At 37.8% G+C, this 23,479-nt stretch carries 24 protein-coding genes; 12 read left to right on the top strand and 12 right to left on the bottom strand.

Annotated elements, in window-relative coordinates; translation table 11 throughout:
* Window positions 1–296 precede the first annotated feature (296 nt).
* On the top strand, window positions 297–1,043 hold the full coding sequence (locus QNJ66_RS12215) for a mechanosensitive ion channel domain-containing protein (protein WP_300507055.1): 747 nt from the start codon (window positions 297–299) through the stop codon (window positions 1,041–1,043).
* A gap of 62 nt (window positions 1,044–1,105) precedes the next feature.
* Here QNJ66_RS12215 and QNJ66_RS12210 read toward each other — a convergent pair whose 3' ends face one another.
* Together QNJ66_RS12210 and QNJ66_RS12205 are read right to left on the bottom strand one after the other, a co-directional pair.
* Window positions 1,106–1,693 carry a DUF3611 family protein gene (locus QNJ66_RS12210; RefSeq protein WP_300507052.1) on the bottom strand — a complete coding sequence of 196 codons (588 nt, stop codon included), beginning with the start codon at window positions 1,691–1,693 and terminating at the stop codon, window positions 1,106–1,108.
* 10 nt (window positions 1,694–1,703) lie between these two features.
* Window positions 1,704–3,362: an alpha/beta hydrolase gene (locus QNJ66_RS12205; RefSeq protein WP_300507049.1), complete on the bottom strand. Its 1,659-nt coding sequence runs from the start codon at window positions 3,360–3,362 to the stop codon at window positions 1,704–1,706.
* A 267-nt stretch (window positions 3,363–3,629) separates the two neighbouring features.
* On the opposite strand from QNJ66_RS12205, the gene QNJ66_RS12200 reads away from it, so the two are divergent.
* The 3 genes from QNJ66_RS12200 to QNJ66_RS12190 all read left to right on the top strand — a co-directional run bounded on the left by QNJ66_RS12200 (window position 3,630) and on the right by QNJ66_RS12190 (window position 6,837).
* The gene (locus tag QNJ66_RS12200) at window positions 3,630–4,154 is read left to right on the top strand and encodes a GNAT family N-acetyltransferase (RefSeq protein ID WP_300507045.1); all 525 of its coding nucleotides are present in this window, start codon (window positions 3,630–3,632) and stop codon (window positions 4,152–4,154) included.
* Between the two features lie 106 nt (window positions 4,155–4,260).
* A complete protein-coding gene (locus QNJ66_RS12195) occupies window positions 4,261–5,490 on the top strand; it encodes an extracellular solute-binding protein (protein WP_300507043.1) in 1,230 nt (409 codons plus the stop codon).
* A gap of 12 nt (window positions 5,491–5,502) precedes the next feature.
* Window positions 5,503–6,837, top strand: a complete 1,335-nt coding sequence (locus QNJ66_RS12190; RefSeq protein ID WP_300507040.1) for a mechanosensitive ion channel domain-containing protein — start codon at window positions 5,503–5,505, stop codon at window positions 6,835–6,837.
* Between the two features lie 28 nt (window positions 6,838–6,865).
* Here the strand turns inward: QNJ66_RS12190 and QNJ66_RS12185 are convergent, their stop codons facing one another.
* Both QNJ66_RS12185 and QNJ66_RS12180 read right to left on the bottom strand, forming a co-directional pair.
* Window positions 6,866–7,768, bottom strand: a complete 903-nt coding sequence (locus QNJ66_RS12185; protein WP_300507037.1) for a phosphorylase — start codon at window positions 7,766–7,768, stop codon at window positions 6,866–6,868.
* A gap of 10 nt (window positions 7,769–7,778) precedes the next feature.
* Window positions 7,779–8,588 (bottom strand): Tab2/Atab2 family RNA-binding protein, encoded by an 810-nt coding sequence (locus QNJ66_RS12180; protein WP_300507034.1) that lies wholly within the window; start codon window positions 8,586–8,588, stop codon window positions 7,779–7,781.
* 354 nt (window positions 8,589–8,942) lie between these two features.
* Here QNJ66_RS12180 and hemC point away from each other — a divergent pair, with 354 nt between their 5' ends.
* Together hemC and QNJ66_RS12170 are read left to right on the top strand one after the other, a co-directional pair.
* Window positions 8,943–9,899: a hydroxymethylbilane synthase gene (gene hemC / locus QNJ66_RS12175; RefSeq protein ID WP_300507031.1), complete on the top strand. Its 957-nt coding sequence runs from the start codon at window positions 8,943–8,945 to the stop codon at window positions 9,897–9,899.
* A 405-nt stretch (window positions 9,900–10,304) separates the two neighbouring features.
* Window positions 10,305–10,658, top strand: a complete 354-nt coding sequence (locus tag QNJ66_RS12170) for a YbaB/EbfC family nucleoid-associated protein (RefSeq protein ID WP_300507028.1) — start codon at window positions 10,305–10,307, stop codon at window positions 10,656–10,658.
* Between the two features lie 523 nt (window positions 10,659–11,181).
* On the opposite strand, the gene QNJ66_RS12165 is transcribed toward QNJ66_RS12170, so the two are convergent.
* Window positions 11,182–12,756 (bottom strand): mechanosensitive ion channel, encoded by a 1,575-nt coding sequence (locus tag QNJ66_RS12165; protein ID WP_300507026.1) that lies wholly within the window; start codon window positions 12,754–12,756, stop codon window positions 11,182–11,184.
* A gap of 238 nt (window positions 12,757–12,994) precedes the next feature.
* Here QNJ66_RS12165 and tnpB point away from each other — a divergent pair, with 238 nt between their 5' ends.
* The gene (tnpB, locus tag QNJ66_RS12160; RefSeq protein ID WP_300507023.1) at window positions 12,995–14,146 is read left to right on the top strand and encodes an IS200/IS605 family element RNA-guided endonuclease TnpB; all 1,152 of its coding nucleotides are present in this window, start codon (window positions 12,995–12,997) and stop codon (window positions 14,144–14,146) included.
* An 88-nt stretch (window positions 14,147–14,234) separates the two neighbouring features.
* On the opposite strand, the gene QNJ66_RS12155 is transcribed toward tnpB, so the two are convergent.
* On the bottom strand, window positions 14,235–14,936 hold the full coding sequence (locus tag QNJ66_RS12155; RefSeq protein ID WP_300507020.1) for a hypothetical protein: 702 nt from the start codon (window positions 14,934–14,936) through the stop codon (window positions 14,235–14,237).
* Between the two features lie 91 nt (window positions 14,937–15,027).
* Window positions 15,028–16,173 (bottom strand): histidine kinase, encoded by a 1,146-nt coding sequence (locus QNJ66_RS12150; RefSeq protein WP_300507017.1) that lies wholly within the window; start codon window positions 16,171–16,173, stop codon window positions 15,028–15,030.
* A gap of 158 nt (window positions 16,174–16,331) precedes the next feature.
* Between QNJ66_RS12150 and QNJ66_RS12145 the strand changes: the two genes are divergently transcribed.
* Window positions 16,332–17,957, top strand: coding sequence for a glycoside hydrolase family 57 protein (locus tag QNJ66_RS12145; RefSeq protein WP_300507014.1), 1,626 nt, complete (start codon window positions 16,332–16,334; stop codon window positions 17,955–17,957).
* A 54-nt stretch (window positions 17,958–18,011) separates the two neighbouring features.
* On the opposite strand, the gene QNJ66_RS12140 is transcribed toward QNJ66_RS12145, so the two are convergent.
* Together QNJ66_RS12140 and pth are read right to left on the bottom strand one after the other, a co-directional pair.
* A complete protein-coding gene (locus QNJ66_RS12140) occupies window positions 18,012–18,356 on the bottom strand; it encodes a 30S ribosomal protein PSRP-3 (RefSeq protein WP_300507012.1) in 345 nt (114 codons plus the stop codon).
* Window positions 18,357–18,384: 28 nt separating this feature from the next.
* Complete coding sequence (gene pth / locus QNJ66_RS12135; RefSeq protein WP_300507009.1) at window positions 18,385–18,999, bottom strand: aminoacyl-tRNA hydrolase; 615 nt, start codon at window positions 18,997–18,999, stop codon at window positions 18,385–18,387.
* Window positions 19,000–19,218: 219 nt separating this feature from the next.
* On the opposite strand from pth, the gene QNJ66_RS12130 reads away from it, so the two are divergent.
* Complete coding sequence (locus QNJ66_RS12130; RefSeq protein ID WP_300507006.1) at window positions 19,219–19,353, top strand: hypothetical protein; 135 nt, start codon at window positions 19,219–19,221, stop codon at window positions 19,351–19,353.
* Between the two features lie 169 nt (window positions 19,354–19,522).
* Here QNJ66_RS12130 and QNJ66_RS12125 read toward each other — a convergent pair whose 3' ends face one another.
* The 3 genes from QNJ66_RS12125 to QNJ66_RS12115 are packed head-to-tail and all read right to left on the bottom strand — an operon-like array spanning window position 19,523 to window position 20,935.
* Window positions 19,523–19,756 (bottom strand): hypothetical protein, encoded by a 234-nt coding sequence (locus QNJ66_RS12125; RefSeq protein WP_300507003.1) that lies wholly within the window; start codon window positions 19,754–19,756, stop codon window positions 19,523–19,525.
* Between the two features lie 54 nt (window positions 19,757–19,810).
* Window positions 19,811–20,281, bottom strand: coding sequence for a hypothetical protein (locus tag QNJ66_RS12120; protein WP_300507000.1), 471 nt, complete (start codon window positions 20,279–20,281; stop codon window positions 19,811–19,813).
* Window positions 20,282–20,320: 39 nt separating this feature from the next.
* Window positions 20,321–20,935, bottom strand: a complete 615-nt coding sequence (locus QNJ66_RS12115; RefSeq protein WP_300506998.1) for a hypothetical protein — start codon at window positions 20,933–20,935, stop codon at window positions 20,321–20,323.
* Window positions 20,936–21,373: 438 nt separating this feature from the next.
* On the opposite strand from QNJ66_RS12115, the gene QNJ66_RS12110 reads away from it, so the two are divergent.
* From QNJ66_RS12110 to QNJ66_RS12100, 3 genes are all read left to right on the top strand, one after another.
* Window positions 21,374–22,003, top strand: coding sequence for a DedA family protein (locus QNJ66_RS12110; protein WP_300506995.1), 630 nt, complete (start codon window positions 21,374–21,376; stop codon window positions 22,001–22,003).
* Between the two features lie 153 nt (window positions 22,004–22,156).
* Entirely contained in the window at window positions 22,157–22,987 is an 831-nt protein-coding gene (cysH, locus tag QNJ66_RS12105; protein ID WP_300506992.1) for a phosphoadenosine phosphosulfate reductase, read from the top strand.
* 142 nt (window positions 22,988–23,129) lie between these two features.
* Entirely contained in the window at window positions 23,130–23,381 is a 252-nt protein-coding gene (locus QNJ66_RS12100) for a hypothetical protein (RefSeq protein ID WP_300506989.1), read from the top strand.
* Window positions 23,382–23,479: the final 98 nt, after the last annotated feature.

Below are 23,479 nucleotides of genomic sequence, written 5' to 3'. Positions count from 1 at the left end.
ATAGTAGAAGAAAATTTTAGTCAACATTTGTTGCTGCTTTAGTTTGTTATTCTACTTTGTAAAGAGGATTTGATGTTATACCAAATCCGATTGTCAAAACCTCTTTATTATTTTGCTATCTTTCTTCCCACACCTCCCACACTCCCCACCCTCCTCAACTAGAAAGATAAGGGGGGTATCTAAACCGGATTTGGTATTAGTTGGCGAACACATTTTTTTAGAGCAATTATCAAATGTTTCAAATAAACATTGAAAGTCTTATACAAGTTTTCACAATCTTTTTTATAAGATTAGTGGTGACAGTTGTAATTATAGTTATTGGTTTATGGCTGAGTAAAAATATTCATAAACTAATAGTTAAATTTTTGAATAGAAGCCGTCTTGATAATACTGTTATTTCTTTTATCAGCAATATCAGTAAACTAGCTTTGAATACAATTGTTGTTTTAGTTGGCTTAGGAAATTTGGGGGTTAGAACAACATCCATTGTTGCGCTTTTAGGTGCTACTGGTATAGCAGTAGGTTTAGCTTTACAAGGTTCTTTATCTAATTTTGCCGCAGGAATAATCTTAGTTATTTTTCGCTATTTTAAAGTTAATGATTTAATTGAAAGTGGAGATATAATCGGCTATGTGGAGGGAATTCGTATTTTTACTACAGTAGTCAGAACTTTAGATAATCGAGAAGTAATTATTCCTAATAATAGATTAATTGAAGATAAAATAATCAATCACTATGCTAAACCTGAACGTAGAATTGATTTAGTTGTAGGAGTTAGTTATGTAGATGATATTGATAAAGTAAGGCAGATTATTGCCACTGTTTTAGAACAAGAATCAAGAGTTTTAGATAAACCTGAGCCAAAAATTCTTGTAGGAGAATTAGCAGATAGTAGTGTCAATTTTTATGTTTACCCTTGGGTTGAATCTGTTAATTATTTACCTGTTAAATATGCTTTAATTGAAGGTATCAAAAAAAGCTTTGATGCTCACGATATTAGCATACCTTTCCCTCAAAGAGACATTCATATTTACCAAAATTAGTTTTAGTTTGTAAATAAGCTAAAAGTTGTTGTTTGAAATGATAATTAACAACTTACCCAAAATTAAGGTTGCCAAATATGAATACGAAACAACAACCACAAGCTAATAGTAACTCCAACTAATCCGGCTAAAATTACATTCATGATTGCTAATAAGCCTAAAATATCCATCGGTACAATGACCAAACCAGGGTTAACCATCGTTCCCCCTGGTACGGGTTGCAAAATAGTAGTTGCCCCTTGAGGTAATGAAAGAATGATATAGAGTAGTCTCCCAAGGGTTATAATCCCAATTAAAACCGCCAATAAAATAACCCCTAAATTAGCAGTAATACCAATCCATATAGTTCGGATAATCTTAGCTTTTTTCGGGTGTTTTTCGCCCTTTTCAAGTTTCTTTCCTAGTTGAGTATAACCCAAACACCAAAAAATAGTAAATAAAAGGGTCATAATATCAATAAAACTAAAAATATTAGTAATATCAATTCCTGCCATTGTCTGTTCCTTGGAAAATATCCATTGAAACGTTAACAAAACAACAGGAATAGAACCTAAAATAAGTTGACACCAAAAACCAATCCAACCTAAACGGCGTAAGTTAGCAGCAATTTGGAGATGAGTGGGTGGGGTACGAGACAATAATTTAAACATATCTAAAAGTTTAAAATTTTATGCTAGGGTGATTAGTTTGAAATTTGGCGATCGCTTTTTCCAATCCTTCTAGAGAATCATTGGTAATCAAAAACGCTTTAAACTCTTCTCCTTGACTAAGATGTTCAGCATAAGCTGACTGTAAATAGGGGCGAAATGACTCGTTTTCCCGTAAATGAACTTGTAAAAAGGCTAAGATTAAAGCTTGATTATAACTGGTCAATAAACCAGGTTCAGGAAGGGATAAATAGACAAAGTTATCTATTAACTCAGCCAAACCCCCATCCAGTTCAGAAATATCAGCATGGGTATCCCCTTCTTGTAAACTCAAATAACGATTAGAACTCTTAAACCAGGGAAATGGCCTCACTTGTTCCAGTACAAAAGGTGTGGCTGGATCATATTTTCCTGCTTGAACATACACAGGAATAGAAACTCTTGATAACCCTTTTGGACCAAAGATAGCACTTTTTAGAGGATTGGTAAGTGCAATGGCTTTGACTCGTTCATCTTTTAAGGAATACACTTCTGGATCTAAATTTAAAGCACTACATTGTAACAATAAAGATAAATTCAAACTACCAGGACATTCTTGGGCTAAATGTTCAAACTCAAGGGTTGCACCGGCTACTGCTAAGGCAGTATAACCCCCAAAAGAATGACCAATAACTGCTATTTTATTAAGGTCTAATTTCCCTCTCATAGCTATTTGATTACGTCTTTCTAATTCATCAATCACATAACTAATATCTTTGGGTCGATCAATAAATTCACTGGTTAAAAAGATTTGCCTAGATAGTCCTCTTTTCAGATTTTGAAGTTGTTGGCGATCGCTACCTGGATGTTGGGGTACAGCAACAACATAACCATAAGAAGCTAAATGTTCAGCATAGTCACTAAAATGTTCGGGTGAGGAGGCTAAACCATGAGAGGCAATAACGATGGGATAAGTCCCATTTTGCTGTTGTTGGGGCTGATAAATATATACTTGAAAGGTTCGGTTTCGTTGGCTATCTGTAAGAGTCCATTGGTTTTTTTGGACTGGCAATTTTCCTGGTTGACGTAAATCAGGAAGGGTAGAAAAATCTGTAGGTAAAGCGTTGGCTATTTCTTGTTGAGCAAGTTGACTAATTTCTTCGCGGAAAAAATTGGTAGCAATAATAATTGAATCGAAACGGGCTGCTAAGGAAAGAGCCTGATTAACATTAATTTGCATATTAGTGGGAAGATGACGCAATACATTAATCAAAGTTAAACCTTCATCATCGAAAGCTGATTTAACTATGGCACCACGCAACGCATATTTACCGTTTCTCCCCCCTTGAATATTGATATGTTCTCCCCAACGAGTCAGCATATCTTCTCCCATTTCTGTTCTGAGTAACCTTGAGAATAAAACAGGGTCAATTTCTAGTTTTTTGCTTAAAACTTCTCGAAACCGTATTTGTTCTGCTTCTCCTACTCCAGCCATCCTAAAATAATCTGCTAATCTTCTATCAATGGTTCCCTCATCAGCAAAGTTTTCTAAGGAACTGATATTTAAAGATAAGCGTAACGGACCAACAATAAAATTAATTTTTTCAGCAGTAATGGTTGGCCCATGCGTTCCTACTATTACTAAGATACTCCCTATTAAGGATAGAAAAAAAGACGTATTTTTAAATTTCATGATGTTGCTTCCAACACTATTTTTATTATCTTGTTTAAATTTTATACCCAACTGTCCTTTTAGGGATAAATTTGCTAGTATTATTTGGGTATTCTTTTTAGGAAAGTTACGATGAATAGCATATTTAGAACACGCAAAGGGACGATCTCAGACATCCCCTTTCTTGCCAAAATCGAGTATGAAGCCTCTTTGCCACCTCTTAATTACTGCTTTTGGGAAGGTCTTTTGCAGGGAACTGGGACAAACCCATTGCAATTCATTGAGGCAATGCTGAGGGCTGACGCTGGTAACTGGGGTGACGTGGCTGATTTCTTGATTATAGAAGATCAGGGAAAACCGATGGCAGCGGCCTCTGGTTATACCCCGAATTCAGAGGATTACTGCCCTTTTCGGCTGTCTAAGCTTGGTAAGATAGCCCAAGAGTTAAACTGGTCTGAGGAGATTGCCACGACATGGGGTGATCGCTATGTGCAGTTTTGGGGTGGAAACTTACAACCATCTTTTCTGACTCCTCAAGCGACATGGATTATTGAATCGGTTGCGGTATTGCCAGAGGCACGGGGTCGCGGTTTGGGAAAACTATTAATCAAAACCTTATTAGAAGAAGGGCTCTCAAAACAGCACTCTTACGCAGGAATTATGATTATTCATGGTAACGAGGCGGCTCGTCATACCTATGAATCTCTTGGATTTAAGCCCTATCAAACGTTTTATGCAGATTACTTCCTAGACCAATGCAATTTTGGCGTTGAATTTCCAGGAGTCACTAAGTACCGACTTCGCCTTGACTAAATAAGAGCTTTTTCTAGATTAATCAACTCAATCAATACCCAATTATTGCTGAACTTCAAACTGACTAAAAAACGAAATGATCCTGTTTACTTGCTTGAAAAGAATTTTGTCAATTCTGCTTGTTGCTTGTTTATTGGTTGCTTGTAGTACAACAATAGAAGTAAACAATAATAGTAATAACCCAGAAACTAGACTCTCAGGAACTATCATAGTTTGGCAGAGCTTTTCTCGGAGTGAGTTGACAGAATCCTTAATTTCTCAATATAGGGAAATTTTTGATGAGTACATTGGCAGGTTTACCCAACTCTATCCCCAAGTCAAGATCATCACGAAGTTTATAGAGGAAGAAAAGTTAGTTGCAGAATTAGAGAGGGAATTAGAAAAGGGTTTAGGTCCGGATCTGATCTATACCAGATCCATCTATATTCTTCCCCTCATTAGAGCAAAAGCCTTGCTTCCTCTTAAGGAAGATGCTCTTGATTTGTTACAATTTCGCTCTGAGGCACTAGATCAATTCTTGTATCAAAACAAAATATATGGAGTGCCTTTAGACTTGAGTACCCAGGTTCTCTGCTATAACAAGAATAGAGTCAAAGAACCACCAAAAACCCTCTCAGAACTGATTAATCAAGCTAGAGCAGGATATTCTGTGGGAATGTTATCCAGTTTTAGCGATGCTTTTTGGGGAACGCAAATTTTTGGCGGTCAACTATTGGATGATCAAGGGCGTGTAATTTTAGACCAAGGTTTGGGTTGGGTAAAATGGATGGAATGGCTAAAAAATGCTAGAAACGAGCCTAATTTTATCCTCAACGAAGATTCCCTTATCCTACAAAATGCTTTTATTGAGGAACGCTTACCCTATCATGTCTGTTGGTCTGATAAAATTCCCTTTTTGAGAGAATCATTGGGTGCAAACAAATTTGGAATTGCTCTCTTACCCGGAGAAGAAAATGGGCAAGCAGCCCCTCCCTTGCTTGTGAATGGTTTCTTGTTCAGTTCTGCATCAAGTAATAATCAAACCAAAATTTCCCTGAGATTTGCTCAGTTTTTAGCTAATACCCAACAGCAAACAGCACTAGCTGCCCAATTACGCTCCTTTATACCAGCAAATAGAGAAGCATTGATCGATCTTCGCTTGTTTCCGCTTCAAGGAATTTTGCAAAAGCAAACTCTATCAGTTACCGCATTTAGTTTAGATGAGACGAAAAAAATAAATGCTGTCAGAAAATATGGTAGAGATTTGTATAAGAGGGTGATGGCAGGAGCAATTTCTCCTGAGCAAGCCGCAAGTCAATTGACTCAAACTGTCAACACTCAATTTAAAACCCCTTAAAAATAGAAGCAGATGACAGAAACAACTGAGTTGGATTTAACCCCTATTTTTGAACTAATCTGGAGATGTTTACACGCTCTAGAACGTCCTCTAGTTCAGATTCAGTTGTTTGCCATTATCATTAGCTTGGCTCTGGTTTGGTTCCTTTCTCAAGGAATATGGATTCTCTGGCTAAGACGATTTCCGAGCATGAATGATGGGGAATTAAGCGATCGCCCGCCCTCTCTCAAGCACTATGCAACTAACTTGCTTCGCTTAATGTTTACCCCAGTTCTCGGTTTAATGGTGGTTAGCCTTCTGGAAACTGGTTTCAGCCAAGGGGGTTGGAGAGCAGGACTAATAACCGTTGGCATCAAAATCTTGTGGACTTTTTTTTTCTATCGTGGCTTTTTAATAATCTGCTATGAGGTTTTTCCTTCTGCTCATGTCAGCCGCTATCGCCGTCTATTCTCCGCGCCTTTATTTATCTTGTTTGTCATCAATACTATCGGAGGTTTATTAACAGACATAGACAAATTGTTTCAAGTGGCAGTTATTCGCCTATTTGAGACCCCAGTGACTTTAGGAGCTATCTTCATAATTACAATCGGAATTTATTTCTGGGTGATGGGTGTATCCATAGTTGAACAAATATTTTTGTACGTCTCTTTTCTCATCGCCCAGGAACCAACTGGGGCAGCACAAGCAATTTCTATTATTATTCGCTACTTTCTGATCGGCATTGGCATCGTTTTATTTTTCGGTTACTTAGGGTTTGATGCAACTGCTCTGGCGGCTATTAGTGGGGGACTATCAGTGGGGATTGGATTTAGTTTGAAAGAAATTATCGGTAATTTTGTCAGTGGAATTGGTCTTCTCTTTGAAGGCTCTTTGCGTCCCGGTGATATAGTCGAAGTTGAAGGAGAACCCACCACTGTTGAAAAAGTCAGTATTCGCGCCACAACCGTCAAAACTGTTGACAATGTTGAAAAAATAGTCCCCAACCAAACCTTTTTCACCTCTATTGTCACAACCTACACGGGGACAGATCCAGTTATTCGTGTCTTAGTTCCAGTGGGAGTTAGCTATAATTGCGATCCAGAGGAGGTTATTGAGATTCTGCTGGATGTGGCTCGGCAGAATGATGACGTGCAAACTGAGCCTCAACCTTCTGTTCACTTGATGGGATATGGTGATTCTAGTGTGGATTTTCGCTTAGCAGTTTTTATTGACGATCCTGCCATTCGTATTACCGTAAGGAGCGATCTCTACCGAGCTATCTGGAAAGCCTTAGTCGCTCATAAGATTGAAATTCCCTTCCCACAAAGAGATTTACATATTCGCACTGATAACACAAAGAATGGTTAATTCAACCACCAATATTGAAGTAGATTGTCTAATTTCTAATTTCACCAACTTGTTCTAAAATTGTTAAGGGTTTTAACTCTTTTAATGTCTTTAATTGTTGCTCATTTTTAACTAATAATGCTCCAGAAAATCCTAATGAATTAACAGAAATTGATTCATATTTGGGTTGCGATCGCCTGACAATCATCATCCATTCTCTAGTTATCAAAAGGTTATAAGGTTCTGTTTTTCCTTCTTGATTAATAGTAATTTTTAGACTTTCTAACAAATAAGAATAATTGTCGAAAATTTGTTGAGCTAATTCTAAAATGCTATTATTATTTTGAGTTGATATTTTAGCTATACCATGAACAAAATTAAAACAAGAAACTTGACCTATCTTATCTTTATATTTTGCTGTTTCTATTACATTATCAACGGGAGTTTTAGGTAATTCTGGGATGAGGGGAAAAGGAACTAATTGAAGATGTTTATGATTTTGACTTGCTCCGGCTATTTTACCACTATTATAAAACCCCAAACCATCAACTTGTAATAAACAGACGGATAAAGCAACAAAATCATTTAAGTTTAGTAATGTTTCTTGTTCCTCAAACTCCCGAGTAATTACTAATAAGTGATTTTCTACCACATTAAATTTATTTAATAAACAAACATGAGTATCTGAAATATCAGCTACAAATAAGTCTTTTTCGTAAGGTAAAAAAGGATTAAAATCTTTACCCAATTTTTTTTGTTGTTTTTTCGTCTTATCTTTTCTTCCTAAATTAGTAACAATCCTCACTAAAAAGTCAACTTCTCCATCTTCTATTAATTCATACTCTGTGGGAATCGATTTTAAAGCACCACAATTTAAAGCGTGTTCTGTTTGTTGTTTGACTTTTTGCCATAAACTATTAGGCTGTAAGATAATATTGGTTGTTTTTTTCATAATAAATAACCTAAATATCCTCTTTTTTCAATAACCAGATTCCTGTCTCAGTCATTCCTGAATCATCGGGTTGTATTAATAGAAAATGAAGACCTTGACTACTTTCTTTTTGCTGCTCATACTTTTGTGCAGATTGAGCCATTTCCGAATCTTCAAACGTCAATAAAACCCAACGATCCACTAACCGTGATTCTAAAATTAATCCCCCAGATTTTCCAACTTCAGTAGGAATATAATTTAAAGAAAATGGCTTATTATCTGCCAACCAACGGGCTAAATACATTGATTTTCTACCACCATAAATGACCACACCAGGAATATTTATACCAGAAGCAATACCTAAATCAATCGGGTTTAACTCTTCAGATAAATCTTTGATTGGAATAGGGCGATCTCTAAAATAATCAAAAAAATCTCCTGCTTTAAAGGTCGCAAAACGCCATTTATCACCCCATAAATTTTCAGGTACAGCTTGAGGAGGTAATTGTTTTAGTTTAAGAGAACTAGGAAATTTTTCTTTTAAAATTTGTTTCAATTGAGGAGTTCTTCTACTAGCTTCAATTTTAACTCCTAATGTTTTCCCAAATAGTTGAAATAAACTAAGACATTGAGGACGAAAAACCTTAATAAGATCAGGAGAATATTGCTTAACCAAAGATTCTAATTCAGTGATTAACCAATTAGAATTAGCTTCGGACTGTTGACAACTTCCTTGATGAATGATAGAAGAATTTTGATCACAAACAATGAGATTCCAGACAGTATTATCTTCATTTTCTTGTGATAAATGTTTATAGAAATCTGCTTGCCAAATAATCATAAGATTTGGATACAGTTAATTACATTAATTCAAAACTAATAATAACATAAACAATTTTTTAAGACTATTTTCATCAAATTTAACTGTATATGTGGATTTCATAGGGGTCAACGGTCATTGACCAAACATTGAACATTTTGGTTTCAAGCCTCTCTCTTGAGGGAGAAAGAAGTTTGGGAGAGGTTTCAAGGCTACTTCCAAACGAATGATAAATGAAATGACACTATTCATTAATTTGTAACGAGATGTAACTATTTCTGGATTAAGTCTCCCAACGGCTTAACTAGAGTCAAACACTGCGATACTCTAGAATAAGTCCCCTCATCGTTACATTGAATTATTATCTTACCCTCTATGGTTGTTTCTAGTCGCGCTATTCGTATCGGTTCCCGAAAAAGTCAGTTAGCTTTAGTGCAAACTTACTGGATACAAGAACAACTACAAAAACACTATCCAGATCGTCAGTTTGACGTAGAAACCATGAGTACCCAAGGAGACAAAATTTTAGATGTTGCCTTGGCAAAAATTGGAGATAAAGGATTATTTACCAAAGAGTTAGAAACGGCCATGTTGCAAAATCAAGTAGATTTTGCAGTACACTCGCTCAAAGATTTACCCACTAATTTACCCGATGGTTTAATGTTAGGCTGCGTCACCGAAAGGGTAAACCCTGCCGATGCACTGGTAGTCCACGAAAAACATAAAGATAAACAACTGGATACCTTAGCAGAAGGGTCGGTGATTGGAACATCTTCCTTACGTCGTTTAGCCCAACTACGTCACCATTATCCCCATTTAACCTTCAAAGATGTTCGTGGCAACGTTAACACTCGTTTGGCTAAACTAGATTCAGGGGAATACGATGCAATCATCCTCGCTGTAGCCGGTTTACAACGCTTGGATATGAGCGATCGCATTCATCAAGTTATCCCCGATGATATTTCCCTCCATGCTGTGGGCCAAGGGGCCTTAGGTATCGAGTGTCGCACCGGTGATCCCGAAATTCTAGAACTACTTAAAGCTTTAGAACATCCCGAAACCCGCGATCGCTGTTATGCAGAACGGGCGTTCTTACGAGAATTAGAAGGGGGTTGTCAAGTTCCCATCGGTGTTAACACCAAGATTGAAAATAATGTCTTAACCTTAATCGGAATGGTGGCCAGTCTTGACGGCAAAACCTTGATTAAAGATACTATTGAAGGGGAACCTGCTCAAGCAGAAAGCTTAGGTCAAACATTAGCCACCCGTTTACGTGATGCTGGTGCAACAGAAATCTTAGCCGAGATATTTGCCGAAATTCAGCGACAATGATCGAAAAATTGGGTAGAAACCCCGTCCTTGTAGGACGGCTTTATATTGTGTTAGATTGGTTGAGTTAGTAAGTGGCAGTGACTTTCAGGCGTGGGTGAAACACCTAGTAGTAGGACGCTCTAGTTAAAGGTCTAGTTCTAGCCTCTACAAGTAAAGGGTCTGAATTGAGCGAAACTCAAAAACCGAACTAACGTAAAAGCTCAGACCCTTTTTAGGGCGAGAGAGTGGGGGCAATTGGCATCGCCCATCGCATGACACTGAGATTCGAGTCTGTACGGTTTTAGTAGTTGTGGTTCGAGCAATGACTAACTCGAGTTAGTTATCTCCTTTAAAAGAATCCTCGCCGTTTTACGGCGCGGGAGTGTCAATAAGTCCATATAGCAACAAACAATATTTTTAACGAATATGTCAGAAAACAAAAAATCAGGATTTGGCATCCCCGGATTAGGCAAAATCAAAGAACTTCAAGATGCTTTCCAAAAAGCTCAACAAGTTCAAGCCGGGGCGCAACAACTCCAAGAAGAATTGGAGCAGATGCATATTAAAGGGTCCGATGCGCAGCAATTGGTTGAAGTGGTTATGAGTGGTAACCAAGAGCCTCGTCAAGTGACCATTAAACAAGAAGCTTTAGACAAAGGTGCAGAGGCTTTATCTGAGCTAGTAACCGCAGCTATGAAAGATGCTTACGCCAAGTCCACTGAAACTATGCGCGGAAAAATGGAAGAACTGACCAGTGGTTTAAATCTTCCTGGTATGTAGTATCTCTGTTTGTAGTCAGGAAAGCGATCGCTTTATCTTGACTACCCACTTTTTTAGTAGATCACAAATACTCAAATCTTACTTTTGGATACGTTATTCCGTTCATTTTGCATTTTTAATATACCACACACCAATCAAACGGCGCAAACTCGTTATCTATTTTGTTATCATTTCTTGATAAAAGGGTAAAAATTAGGCAACTGACCAAATATAAATAATGTAAAACTTATGATAATAATTGATTATAAAAAATTATATAAGACCAAGAAAGGAATATAAATTAAGTGGTAAAAATGACTCTAAGTTGATAGTATAATTAGGTTATATAGCAATCAGTTATCAGTTGTGAGAATTAAGTCTGAGTATAAGGGAACAGGCAATAGGAAATAAGACAAAAGATATTTCATGAATCATTCCTGACTGCTATATAGAGAATTGGACAAAAATTTGAGTTTATTAATAAACCCCAACCAAATTAAAAATTATAGTTGGGGCAATTAATGCTTTTCTTACTAAGCAAGTTCTAATTTTCTTTGATGTTATTTAACCATTCACGGAGTTGTTCAGCAGCAACTTCTCGGCCTCCTAAACCGAAAGCCAAAGCAATAGCTGCAGCAATACCACCAACTAATAAACCAAAAGCTAAATTAACAATATTGGGAGCAATACCCATCTGTTGTAAAGCCATAGCGATAACAAAAACAAGAATTGAAATACGCGCCGTATGACCTAAAAACCTAGCTTGACGAGTGCCTGAATTAGTAATCAAATTAAAGCAAAGATTGGCTAAATATAGTCCTAAAGCCAACACAGCCAAGCCAACCAACACTTGACCTGCGATCGCTAACAAAGTACCAACCACAGCCCTTAAAGCTTCGATTTCGAGAATATCTACCGCCGTTAAAGAAGCAATCAACATCACCGCCACTAAAACAATAACACCGGCAATTTGCGACGGGGTTCTAGTTTCAGTAGTAGTAGTTTCTGGAGTTTCTTCGCTGCTGGTTTCTGGGGTTTTAGGGGTTTGAGCGATACCCAACCATTGAAAAATATTGTCAAAACCAACACTCCCTAAAACATTGCTGACCATATCCGAGAGATATTGTCCTCCAGCATAGGCTAATCCTAAAACCACTGTAGCCGCCAATAATTTCGGCAACAGCGTTAACACTTGATTGAGCATTTCCGTCGCCGGTTGGGAAATAGCTTGAATTTGCAGTGCATCTAAAGCGGTAATAGCAACAGGAATTAAAATTAAAACCTTAACAACATTGCCAACAATATTGGATAAAGAGTTACCAGTAGGTTCACTAGATAAGCCAAATTTTGCCCCTACTTGATTAATGGGAGTTGTAGCCAATAAACTACTAACCACCCCTTGAACAATTCTTGCTACAACCCAACCCACAGCAGCGATAATAACCGCCCCCAGGACATTAGGAATAATAGCTAAAATTTGGTCTAAGAGTCCCTGTACAGGAACTAAGGTTCCTTCTAGCTGAAGGGTACTGAGAATGGAGGGTAAAAAGAGGAGAAAAATGAACCAGTAGGCTGCTTTCCCGATGGTTTGGGACACAGATATTTGTTGATTGTCTTCCCCTAACTTTTCTTCCAGATTAAAACTCCCTAAAACCCGAGTGATGATCGTCTTGGCTAGGGTAGCCAATAACCAAGCAATAGCCGAGAGAAGACCAGCCCCTAATAATTTAGGTAAGAAACTGGTAAGTTCTCCTAGAAGGGCATTAAGAGGTTGATAAACCGCCTCAAGTTGTAGGGTGTTTAAGAAAGCAACAACAGCAAAGAGAATAATCAGCCAATAGGCGAAGTCCGATAGCCATTTTTCGATGGGGATCGAACTATCTGAAGAATCATTGCCAGTAATCCAACCAGCGATTTGATTATCAATTTCCGTACTATGGAGTATTTTTTTGACAATACCTCTGACAATAGAGGCAATAATCCAACCAGCCAAGAGGATGAGCAGACCTTGTATCAAAGTCAAACCGTCAGAAAACAGTTTAGTAAATAAAGCAGGATCAACAATTGAAGTTTGTTGTGTGGGTTCTTGCAGAAGAACCCAGCGGGTGAACGTAGTCATAATTTAACCTTGGGATAATCAAGGGGTATATTTTCGGTTTTAATATAGCGAACTACCCACTTAATTTTCAAAATCCGTAGTTTTATCCTAATGTCGGGCAGAATACCCCATGCTTCTACAAGATGGGGATGAATGACCAACCAAAATATAAACCGACCGAAGGGAGTCCACATAAAACTTAACTTTTTTGGATAAAATAGATAAACTTTGCTAGAGTAACCTTAAGGAGGTACTAGACATGGGTAATAAAGCGTATAAATTTCGGTTGTATCCTAATCAAAAACAGCAACAATTCTTAGCAAAATGTTTTGGTTGTTCAAGATTTGTGTATAACTATTTTCTGCGCTTAACTACTGATATCTATGCCGATTGTAAAAAGAGCTTAAGATACAAAGAATGGGCTAAATTACTAACATCTCTAAAAAAAGAGTTTGAGTGGCTAAAAGAGGTCAATTCTCAAGCATTACAGCAAACGCTTAAAGATTTAGAAACTGCTTATTCTCGCTTTTTTAAGGGATTAGCCAAGTTTCCTAGATTCAAGAAAAGGTCTAATAAGCAATCTTTTCGAGTTCCTCAACACTTTTCTATTACCTCAGAAGAGAAGTTACAACTTCCGAAAATGTCTCCTATTAAGATGATAATTCATCGAGAAATAGAAGGAGATATTAAAAGTGTAACGATTAGTAAAACTCCATCAGGAAAATATTATGCTTCAATTGTTACAGAGTTAGACATACCAAAAGCTCCCTTAAATGGGGAAAAAATAGGCATGGATCTAGGACTTAAAGATTTTTGTATTACCAATAAACCTGAAAAGTTTGAGAATCCTCGTTATTTCCAACGTTCATTAAGAAGGTTAAAAATTAGACAAAGGAGGTTAAGTCGAAAAAACAAAGAATCTAACAATAGAAAAAAAGCTAGAGTTAAAGTAGCCAAAATTCATGAAAAAGTGGCTAACCAACGATTAGACTATCAACACAAAATAAGTCTCAAACTGACTAACGAAAACCAAGTTATTAGTTGTGAAGACTTAAATATTAAAGGGATGGTTAAAAATCGAAAACTAGCCAAGCAAATCAGTGATGTGGCTTGGGGACAATTTTTAACACTTTTAGAATATAAAGGAGATATCTATGGGTGTGAAATTAAGCGAGTTGATAGATTTTTTCCGAGTTCTAAAAGATGCTCTAATTGTGGTTATATCAAAGAAGATTTGACCCTAAAAGATAGAGAATGGATTTGTCCAGAATGCCATGCACACCACGACAGGGACATTAACGCCTGTTGGAATTTGCTTCAATTCTCTGATTCAAAAATACCGTTGGAAGAACGGAAATCCACGCCTAACCAAACTGTTGAAATGCAGTGCATCAAGAGCGTTAGTTCTTGAGGGTAGGAAGCCCCACCCTCAACGAAGTAGGGTGGGGTACTTCACTAAGACTACGCTTAAAAATTAATTATAATTTCCTTGTAGCCCCCTAAGAAGGACTTCCCGTCAAAGTAGGAACCGATTGATGGGTTAAACACTGCCAATACCAACTAAATAAGTTAGAGTGGGGGTAGGTTAAAGAAGCGATTGCAGGGGCAGCAGGAAAGGGCCATAAACGATCAAAAACAATGTTTTGACCTTTGAGGCGAAATTGTAACAAATATAAGGATGGAGGGGCATCTAGGGACTCTAATAACCCTTGCGCTAACTCATGTAAAGGACGACGTAAGGAATTCTTTAAGGAAATGGGTTGTTCGTAGGAATTAGGAAATGCCCCTTCGCCAATGATTTCCCCATAAATTAATTCTTTGGGAGTAACAGCGATGGGTAGCCACAAATCTCCTAACCAAGAATCTCGAATACTGGTTTTGTAGCCTAACATTTTATCTACCCATTGTCTTCTTCCCTTAACATCTTTGCAGTCTTGGTAAATTTTTTGTCCCGGAAAAGATAACCAGTGAGGTACTTCGATGGTTAGGGGACAATAGATAATATCCGGATCAGGTTTAGCAGACTGAGCATTTTTTGACCATAACGTGGCTGTGGCCATCACTTCAACCTGAGTTGAGGGAGAATCAGCCTTAATGGCTGCTTCAAGTGCCATAACCATTTTTTCGGTTGCAGGAGAAGCAGGATACATCGTACCTTGAGTTTTCACCTGAGCATTGACGATAATGAAAGCTTTACGCATATCGGTTTAATGGTTGAGCGAATCTTGTCTTTTCTAGTTAGTCGAGTCAATCTAAAGAGACCCCTATTAAAGAGATCATCCATGTTTATCCTTACCGATAAACAGGTAATGTGAAATGGAAATAGCTACCTTGTCCCGGTACACTATCAACCCAAATTTGGCCATAGTGTACACGAATAATTTTACGACATAAAGATAACCCTAATCCATAACCTTCTTTTCCTTGATCTCGTTGTAAGCGGAAGTGGCCTTCAAAAATCCGTTCTTGTTTTTCTTCGGGAATACCGGGGCCGGTGTCACACACACTTACTTGTATTTTTTGACTGGTGCGGTGAAGAATTGATAAGGTAATTTCTCCTCCCCCTGGTGTATATTTAATCGCATTATCGATCAAGTTGACAATGACCTGACGAATTAATTCTTCATCTCCATAGACTGGAGGCACATCTTGAGGGATATCTTCGATCAAGGTTAAGGATTTTTCTCTTAATACTTCGTTATATTGTGCTACTATCTCTTTGGCAAGCCCAGGTAAAAACACTTCTGTCCGTTCCACGCGCAACTGAGCATTCATGCTTTTGGACGCTTGTAAAATGTCCGTAATCAGACGATTCATTACCCGAAATTGATTACGGGTTTGATGAAAGAGTTGGGTTATTAGTTTTTGCCGTTTCTCGCTGTCGTCTTGAGTTTGAGCTAGTTCTAAGGTTTCTACAGCAATGGAGGCCGCCGTTAGGGGACTGCGTAAATCATGGGCTAACATCGCTAAGACTTGATCTTTGAACTTGAGTTGTTCTTGTAAATTTTCTTTATCTTTCTTGAGACGAAATATTTCATCAGAAAGCCGCATCAGTTCGGCTGAATATCCAACATGAGTGGATTGTTCTGATGATTCCTTTGGATCATTATTTTCTTCTAAGGATGAGACCCATTTTGGCCACCATTTTTTTAGTTGATTGACCAAATTACTACCGGCTAAGGTTTGTCTGGGTGTGGGTACCACTTTAACCAAGGATGGGGTAGCAACTAAGCGAAAATGCTCTACTAGATGGGGTTGTTCGTGAATCTCAATGATTTCTAACTGGCAAGTATGATCTTGGCTGACGGTTTTGAGATAGTCTCGAATCGGTTGAATGTACTCGTGGGAACTGGGACGCTCATCGACAAACAACAACAACTGAATAGATGCAGCATGATCGCTTTCAGAGTTTGTTTGATAGTTGGGAGGTTCTAGCACTGCAACTTGATACTATATACTGACAGAGAAATAAGGTTCTTGGAGTAAGAGATTTTTCCTATCTATTCTAGTCTAGATTATTAAGATAGTATAAAATCAACTACACTTAATCTTAAGGCTTAATGGCACAAACTTCACTGTGATGGTTTAAAACGATTATGGCTCTTGGCTATGTTGCTCTTGTCCTTCATGCTCATTTACCTTTTGTTCGGCATCCTGAACGGGATTATGTTCTGGAGGAAGAGTGGCTTTATGAAGCTATTACCGAAACCTATATTCCCCTTCTAAGAGTGTTTGAAGGACTGCAACGGGATGGGATCGATTTTAAAATGACCATGAGTCTGACACCCCCTCTGGTGTCTATGTTGCAAGATCCTTTATTACAGGAACGTTATAATAATCATCTGACGAAGTTACAAGAACTGGTTATTAAGGAAATTGAAAATAATCAACATAATGGTCATATTCGCTATTTAGCTGAGTTTTATCACCAAGAATTTGCCAAAATACGTGAAACTTGGGAAAAATACCAAGGAAATTTAATTATTGGTTTTAAACAATTTCTAGAAAGCAATAACCTGGAAATTATGACCTCTGGAGCCACTCATGGTTATCTACCGTTGATGAAAATGTACCCTCAAGCGGTTTGGGCGCAAATTAAGGTGGCCTGCGACCATTATCAAGAGGCGTTTGGTCGTCCCCCGAAGGGTATCTGGTTGCCTGAATGTGCTTATTATGAAGGGTTGGAAAAGATGCTGGTTAAGGCGGGGTTACGCTATTTTATTATCGATGGCCACGGTATTTTATACGCCCACCCTCGCCCCCGTTATGGCACTTATGCCCCCATTTTTACAGAAGCAGGGGTTGCTGCTTTTGGCCGAGACCACGAGTCTTCTAGTCAGGTTTGGTCTTCTAAAATGGGTTATCCGGGTGATTCGGAATATCGGGAATTTTACAAAGATTTGGGTTGGGAAGCTGATTACGATTATATTAAGCCCTATATTATGCCCAATGGTCAACGGAAAAATACGGGGATTAAATACCATAAAATTACCAATACTCAGGGCAATATGGGGGAAAAATCTCTTTATGATCCCTATTGGGCCCGAGAAAAGGCTGCTGAACACGCAGGGAATTTTATGTACAATCGTGAGCAACAAATTGCTCATTTAGCTGATATGATGCAGCGTCATCCCCTTGTGGTTTCTCCTTATGACGCGGAATTATTTGGTCATTGGTGGTACGAGGGTCCCTGGTTCCTTGATTATTTATTCCGCAAGACCTGGTACGACCAAAATACGTTTGATTTAGTCCATTTGGCTGACTATCTTCGTCATAACCCGACTCAACAGTTATGTCGTCTCTCTCAGTCGAGTTGGGGTTATAAGGGATTTCATGAGTTTTGGCTCAATGATTCTAATACTTGGATTTATCCCCATCTCCACGAAGCTACGGAACGAATGATAGAATTAGGTAACATCGAACCGGCTGATGAGTTGGAAGAAAGGGCTTTGAATCAAGCAGCACGAGAGTTATTATTGGCTCAAGCTTCTGATTGGGCGTTTATCATGCGTACCGGCACGATGGTTCCCTATGCCATTGAACGCACTAAAAGCCATCTCCTTCGTTTTAATCAGATTTATGATGATTTTCAACTAGGAACTGTTAATGCTACTTTGCTAGATAGCATTGAAGCTATTGATAATATTTTCCCGAACATTGATTATCGAGTTTATCGTTCTCTCGATAAAAAGAAACGGGGAAAAATGAGAAATGAGGAATGAAGAATTTAGAATTAAATTTGTTTAAGATTCTGGATTCTAAATTCTAAATTCTACTTAATTACTGCCACTAAAAGTAACTTCTGGAAACTTGGTTTGTGCATCTTTCATAGTGACATTTTTCCCTTGGTTACGGAGATCCTGCCAGTAATTAATTACTTCTGTGGCCTTATTTAATACGTCGATTCTTTCGGGTTCTAATATCCAATGTTTGGCTTCTAATTCGTCTTTTAATTGTTGCCAAGCATCGTTACGCGGCCAAAAGAAATAAGCAGTTAAGGGACTGGTTCCTTTCCCTACAACTTGATCAACAGCGATCGCTACGTTAGCATCTAACCATAGCACTTTTAATATAAATCTAGGCTCCAATTGCCCCTCCGGTTCAATAAACGACAATAACATATAGTCATAGACAACTCACTATTATAACCTATTGAGCTACTTTTTGGCTATTAAATCGACTCATGGCTTTTTCTACTCCTTCCCTTAAGCTGCTTTCGATGGCATCAACTACGAGGGGATAGGTTTTATCGATAATTTTCCTTTCTTCGGGTGAAAACCGTCCTAAAACGTGAGAAATAGTATTATCTACTTGATTTGATTTACCAATACCAAGGCGTAAACGAGGAAAATTTTGCCCTCCCAAATGGGAAATAATCGATTTCATACCGTTATGACCGCCGGCTGAACCGGATAGACGCATTCTTAGGCGACCAATGGACAAATCCATGTCATCATAAATGACTAAAACCTTCTCTGATTCTAGTTTATACCAATCTGTTACTGCTCGTACAGATTGACCGGAACGATTCATATAAGTTGAAGGTTTGAGCAGATAAATTTTTTCTTGGTTTCTGCTGTTTCCTTCTGCTATCATTCCTTGAAACCGTTTGTTTTCTTTCCAAGAGAATCCCCAATTTTCCGCTAAAATATCTACTATTTCAAAGCCAATATTATGACGAGTTTTATCATATTTTGGTTCAGGATTACCCAATCCGACAATTAATTGAGGAATAATCAATGAGTTAGATTTTGCTGGAGACATTTAGCTGATTATTATAGATTTCAATTTCTTATTCTATCTTAAAATAGTTACCGCGCCCTTTCGGGGAAAGTAAAAAGACAGTCATTTCATTTATCATTTATCATTTATGAAGAAATAAACAATAAAAGAATCATTCTATGGATACTATTACTGACAGAAGAGGTAATACTTTTGACTGCTAAATTTTGATTTGTGAATTATCCTAATGAGTTACTGTTGATGTTTACTAAAGCGCAAGTATTTAATATTTTATGTATTCCTTTAGAAGATATAATCGAGTGGGCTATTGATTTATTAAACTTAGGTTATGATAGTTTGTCAAAAATAATAATTAATGGGGAATCGAGTTATTGACAAATAGAAATGTAAAAAATCATGTCCCCATCTAGCACAAAACCCACTATCCAGACTGATTGTCAGATATGGGTTTGTGAGAGGGGATAATGCTCGGTTATTGTTATAATCTAAGAGACCCTAACCTGGGTTTGACGGGACGCTTCCGTTCCTAAGAGATAGCGTCTCGTTACTTTTTAGCAGTCTTTTGAGTGTTTAATTGAGATTTTTGGCTTTCTTCAAGAGTCCAAGAGTTAAATGCTCCAGAATTATATTTATTACTTTGACTAACTCGCCAAACGGCCATAGGAAATGAGGCTACAATTAACATAAATGCTCCCATACAAATAAAAACATATTTGTGATGTTTGTACTTAGGTTGTATGGTTTGAATGGTGTTTCTAGTTTGAATGGATTGTGACATGGTTTTTTCTCTTGATAAAGATGGTTGAGAACATTGAGTTAAGACGCAGTGGGGTTATTTTGGCATTAATGGTAAATAGGGGAATAAGGGATGCCAATTCATAACCGTAGCAGCGACAAGAAATGTAAACAGGAAGAAAAATATTCTTGAAAACGGAACTTGTTGATTTTTCCACAGTTTACTGAGAATAAACCAACTAACCAACCAACCGATTAACATTACCGTTTGTTTTCCTGAATAACTCCCAATTTCACCGTATATGGGGTCTGGGTTGTGACTACCAGGAATCCAACTACCTAAAGTCCAAACAGTTTTTTCCCAGCCTTTATATATACTGCAAAAATGCTGATTAACCATTAATAAGAAACAACTAAAAGCAGCACTGACAAGAGCGGATGCAGCAGGCCCTGACACAGTAGGTGGATTTTTTGAACCTGCGGCCAAACCTGAAGGAAATTTTTTAAGTTGGTTCCAAAACCTCACATAGATTGGTAGATGATGGAAGTTACGATCAATATTTGACATGAGAAGTGGTACTGATAAATAACAATGGTATGAAGATGATTACAGAGAGTGCATTCTGGCAACGTTTAAGCCACTGACAAATCCACCAAGGGCAAAAAACATCATGGCCATTAGTGCTAAACAAGTTCCCATGAGAACAGGACGATTCTCTTTATCTAAAATGGAGTCGCCATATTTCCATAAAATCCAGGTAGAAGCAACACCCAAAGGAAGGGTAAAAAGTACCGTAAATTCATGATATTCCATGAAAAGGTAATGAACTAAGGGTGTATTTTCTCTTAACCAAGCTCTTGCGCCATTAGCCGGCGCACGATAACGCATATATACCCAGTTACCAGTAGCAATGGACAAAAAAGATAAAGCAGTTGACCAAAAAGTGAGGGTTCGCATTTCAGGCAAAATTTTACCAACCCTTCGCAATAAAGGAAAAGCTAAATGTCCTGCATAGGTGACGACTATAATCGCCAAGAGTGAGGCAAAACCATGAATTGCCCCCATATAACGTTGCCAGGGACTTGGACTTAACAGGTTCGCTAAAGGTAAAAACAGAAATAATCCTGCTGAGAGAAAGCTCAAACCATAAATACAGGTTGTCGCCATATCCATTGAACGAGGCAATGATGAAGGTTGTGAGTCCGAAGACTGTAGAACCATAAAAGATTCCTCCACTGAATTTTAGACATAGATATCAGCACCCCTTATTCAGAATCTACTGCAATAAGATAAGTGCTGTTATTAGGAATTTACCATACTTAAAAAAAGAACAACTTTAAGATAATATTAAAAGGAGCAAGACTAATATTCCCCAAATGGTTTAAAATTGTTCCAGCTTGATAATCAAAATAATGGTAATTTGAGCAAATTTTGACTACAAAATCCTTAAAAAAGCCACCTAATAAAGGCTTAACCTATTTTTACTTTTTCTTAACTTTTTGAGCAAATATCTACCTTAAGCTCTTATAAGAAATTATTACTAATGATAATACTTATCAATATTATAGTTTGCGAATAATTTTCCCACATAATTGACACTTCTGAGCAAAATAGGTCAAGATATGAATACAACGTAAACCTTTGTAAAGTTTTGCTTAGATGTCAATAGAACTTCTGTCACTGGATAATATTCAAGAAATTGCGCGTCAATACGGCTATTGGGCAGTATTTATTGGCATTGCCTTAGAAAATACTGGAATTCCTATCCCTGGGGAAACAATCACCATTGTAGGCGGTTTTTTAGCTGGTAGTGGAGAATTAGGCTACTGGGTCGTTTTAGGAAGTGCGATCGCTGGTGCGGTTATTGGGGATAATTTTGGTTATTGGATTGGTCGTTGGGGCGGTTGGCCGCTATTAATTAAAGTAGGCGGTTTTTTTAACATCTCTTCTCACAAACTCGAAGAAGTTCGGCAAAAGTTTAGTAGAAATGCCGATAAAGCGGTCTTTTTTGGGCGTTTTGTCACTTTATTAAGAGTTTTTGCCGGTCCAGTCGCAGGCATCGTGCAAATGCCCTATTATCGATTCTTATTATGTAACTTGGGAGGGGCGACGGTTTGGGCTTTAATTATGGTAACTTTATCCTTTTTTGTGGGAAGATTAGTACCTTTAGCGCAATTAATCCACTGGATCGCCCAATTTGGTATTTTAGCTTTAATTGGTGTCATGGGATGGCTAGGAGTGACATTGTGGTTCGAGTTTGGTAAACCTGGATTGCAAGGTGAAGAATAAACTCTCACACTATGCAAAACTTAAGACAATCATCGTAATTGAGACAATTGTCCCTAGATAATTCACGATACAATAACAATAGGATTGGTAATCATCAATCTTTGTTGTACCACCCTAAAGTAAGATTACTGAACGCAAGGGAAAAGTTACCATATGACCCAATCTAATCTACATCTCATCAACTCCCATGTAGATAACCGTCAGGTTTCTGAACATCACTACAATAAGCAGACTCATCAATCTTATAAACCTGAATTACCCTTAAAAGAAGTTAACCAAACCCTAGAAAATGTCAACGCTCAACAGGTTGTAGAATGGTCTAGGGATACCTTTGGGGAAAAATTGGTCATGAGTACCAGTTTTGGTATTCAAGCTGCTGTAATGCTGCATTTAGTGACCCAGGTGGTACCAGATATTCCTGTTATCTGGGTAGATACAGGGTATCTTCCGGCCGAAACCTATCGCTTTGCCGACGAACTAACCGAACGTCTCCAACTCAATCTTAAGGTTTATCAGTCTCCTTTAACCCCTGCAAGAATGGAAGCACTGTATGGTAAACTTTGGGACCAACACGATCTAAATTCTCTTAACCGCTACGATTTTATCCGAAAAGTAGAACCCATGCAACGGGCGTTAAAAGAACTTCAAGCAACTGCTTGGTTAGCAGGGTTGCGTCGTCAACAAACGGAACATAGACAGTCCTTAGAAAGAGTTGAATTACAAGGAGAACAGTACAAAGTTTATCCTATTTTGACCTGGAATTCTCGTGATATTTATCATTATTTAACGGCACATGATTTGCCTTATCATCCCTATTTTGATAAAGGCTATGTCACTGTGGGAGACTGGCATTCTAGTCGTCCGTTGATGGCCGATGATGAAAGTGAAAGAGATAGTCGTTTTCATGGTGTTAAACAAGAATGTGGCCTACATTTAAACTTGTCTCCCGGTGCAGCCGAAAGTTTAGATTCTAGTACCCTTTAACATTTTTCTTGCCTTAGGGAAACTCTTTAAAGGTTGCGCAATGACTGTACTTCATGCTATGACACACAATTAGGGACATAGTATCTACTTTGCTAACCTAAGACTTCCAACGTATACTATATAGTAAACTCAGAGAATTTTTATGATGACCACCAATGGAACATTCCAACAGAGAAAACTCCCCAAAATCAGTCAAGCAGATAAAGCTGTAATGCGAGATTTACTGAGAATAGGAGCATCAACACCAACTAAGTTTGAGGTGAGATCGAATCGAATTGGAACAAATGTGGAAGAAGAGCTTAATAGCTTATATAATAGACATCTGATTGGTAAAAAGCAAAACTCAAACGTTTATTATCCAACCGCTAAAACGTTATTGAGTTCTTATATTTAACTCAAGTTTTTTGATAAAAAGTTTTTTTCAACTAATTTAATATCATTGAAAAATAAGAACTCAGTTATAGTGTAATTGGGTTCTTATTTATTTTAATG

This window comes from Crocosphaera sp., assembly GCF_030064895.1.
In the GTDB taxonomy this organism is placed as follows: domain Bacteria; phylum Cyanobacteriota; class Cyanobacteriia; order Cyanobacteriales; family Microcystaceae; genus Crocosphaera.
Note: the sequence above shows the minus strand (reverse complement) of the source record. Positions and strands in the feature narration are given on the sequence as shown.

Coding starts and splice junctions, on each gene's coding strand:
- QNJ66_RS12155 (WP_300507020.1), bottom strand. CDS start 14,936: ATGCGTAAAGCTTTCATTATCGTCAATGCTCAGGTGAAAACTCAAGGT.
- QNJ66_RS12170 (WP_300507028.1), top strand. CDS start 10,305: ATGTCAGAAAACAAAAAATCAGGATTTGGCATCCCCGGATTAGGCAAA.
- QNJ66_RS12165 (WP_300507026.1), bottom strand. CDS start 12,756: ATGACTACGTTCACCCGCTGGGTTCTTCTGCAAGAACCCACACAACAA.
- QNJ66_RS12120 (WP_300507000.1), bottom strand. CDS start 20,281: ATGTCAAATATTGATCGTAACTTCCATCATCTACCAATCTATGTGAGG.
- QNJ66_RS12205 (WP_300507049.1), bottom strand. CDS start 3,362: ATGAAATTTAAAAATACGTCTTTTTTTCTATCCTTAATAGGGAGTATC.
- QNJ66_RS12210 (WP_300507052.1), bottom strand. CDS start 1,693: ATGTTTAAATTATTGTCTCGTACCCCACCCACTCATCTCCAAATTGCT.
- QNJ66_RS12140 (WP_300507012.1), bottom strand. CDS start 18,356: ATGTTATTGTCGTTTATTGAACCGGAGGGGCAATTGGAGCCTAGATTT.
- QNJ66_RS12200 (WP_300507045.1), top strand. CDS start 3,630: ATGCTGAGGGCTGACGCTGGTAACTGGGGTGACGTGGCTGATTTCTTG.
- QNJ66_RS12185 (WP_300507037.1), bottom strand. CDS start 7,768: ATGAAAAAAACAACCAATATTATCTTACAGCCTAATAGTTTATGGCAA.
- QNJ66_RS12180 (WP_300507034.1), bottom strand. CDS start 8,588: ATGATTATTTGGCAAGCAGATTTCTATAAACATTTATCACAAGAAAAT.
- QNJ66_RS12115 (WP_300506998.1), bottom strand. CDS start 20,935: ATGGTTCTACAGTCTTCGGACTCACAACCTTCATCATTGCCTCGTTCA.
- QNJ66_RS12100 (WP_300506989.1), top strand. CDS start 23,130: ATGATGACCACCAATGGAACATTCCAACAGAGAAAACTCCCCAAAATC.
- QNJ66_RS12190 (WP_300507040.1), top strand. CDS start 5,503: ATGACAGAAACAACTGAGTTGGATTTAACCCCTATTTTTGAACTAATC.
- QNJ66_RS12125 (WP_300507003.1), bottom strand. CDS start 19,756: ATGTCACAATCCATTCAAACTAGAAACACCATTCAAACCATACAACCT.
- QNJ66_RS12130 (WP_300507006.1), top strand. CDS start 19,219: ATGTTTACTAAAGCGCAAGTATTTAATATTTTATGTATTCCTTTAGAA.
- hemC (WP_300507031.1), top strand. CDS start 8,943: ATGGTTGTTTCTAGTCGCGCTATTCGTATCGGTTCCCGAAAAAGTCAG.
- QNJ66_RS12145 (WP_300507014.1), top strand. CDS start 16,332: ATGGCTCTTGGCTATGTTGCTCTTGTCCTTCATGCTCATTTACCTTTT.
- cysH (WP_300506992.1), top strand. CDS start 22,157: ATGACCCAATCTAATCTACATCTCATCAACTCCCATGTAGATAACCGT.
- QNJ66_RS12110 (WP_300506995.1), top strand. CDS start 21,374: ATGTCAATAGAACTTCTGTCACTGGATAATATTCAAGAAATTGCGCGT.
- tnpB (WP_300507023.1), top strand. CDS start 12,995: ATGGGTAATAAAGCGTATAAATTTCGGTTGTATCCTAATCAAAAACAG.
- pth (WP_300507009.1), bottom strand. CDS start 18,999: ATGTCTCCAGCAAAATCTAACTCATTGATTATTCCTCAATTAATTGTC.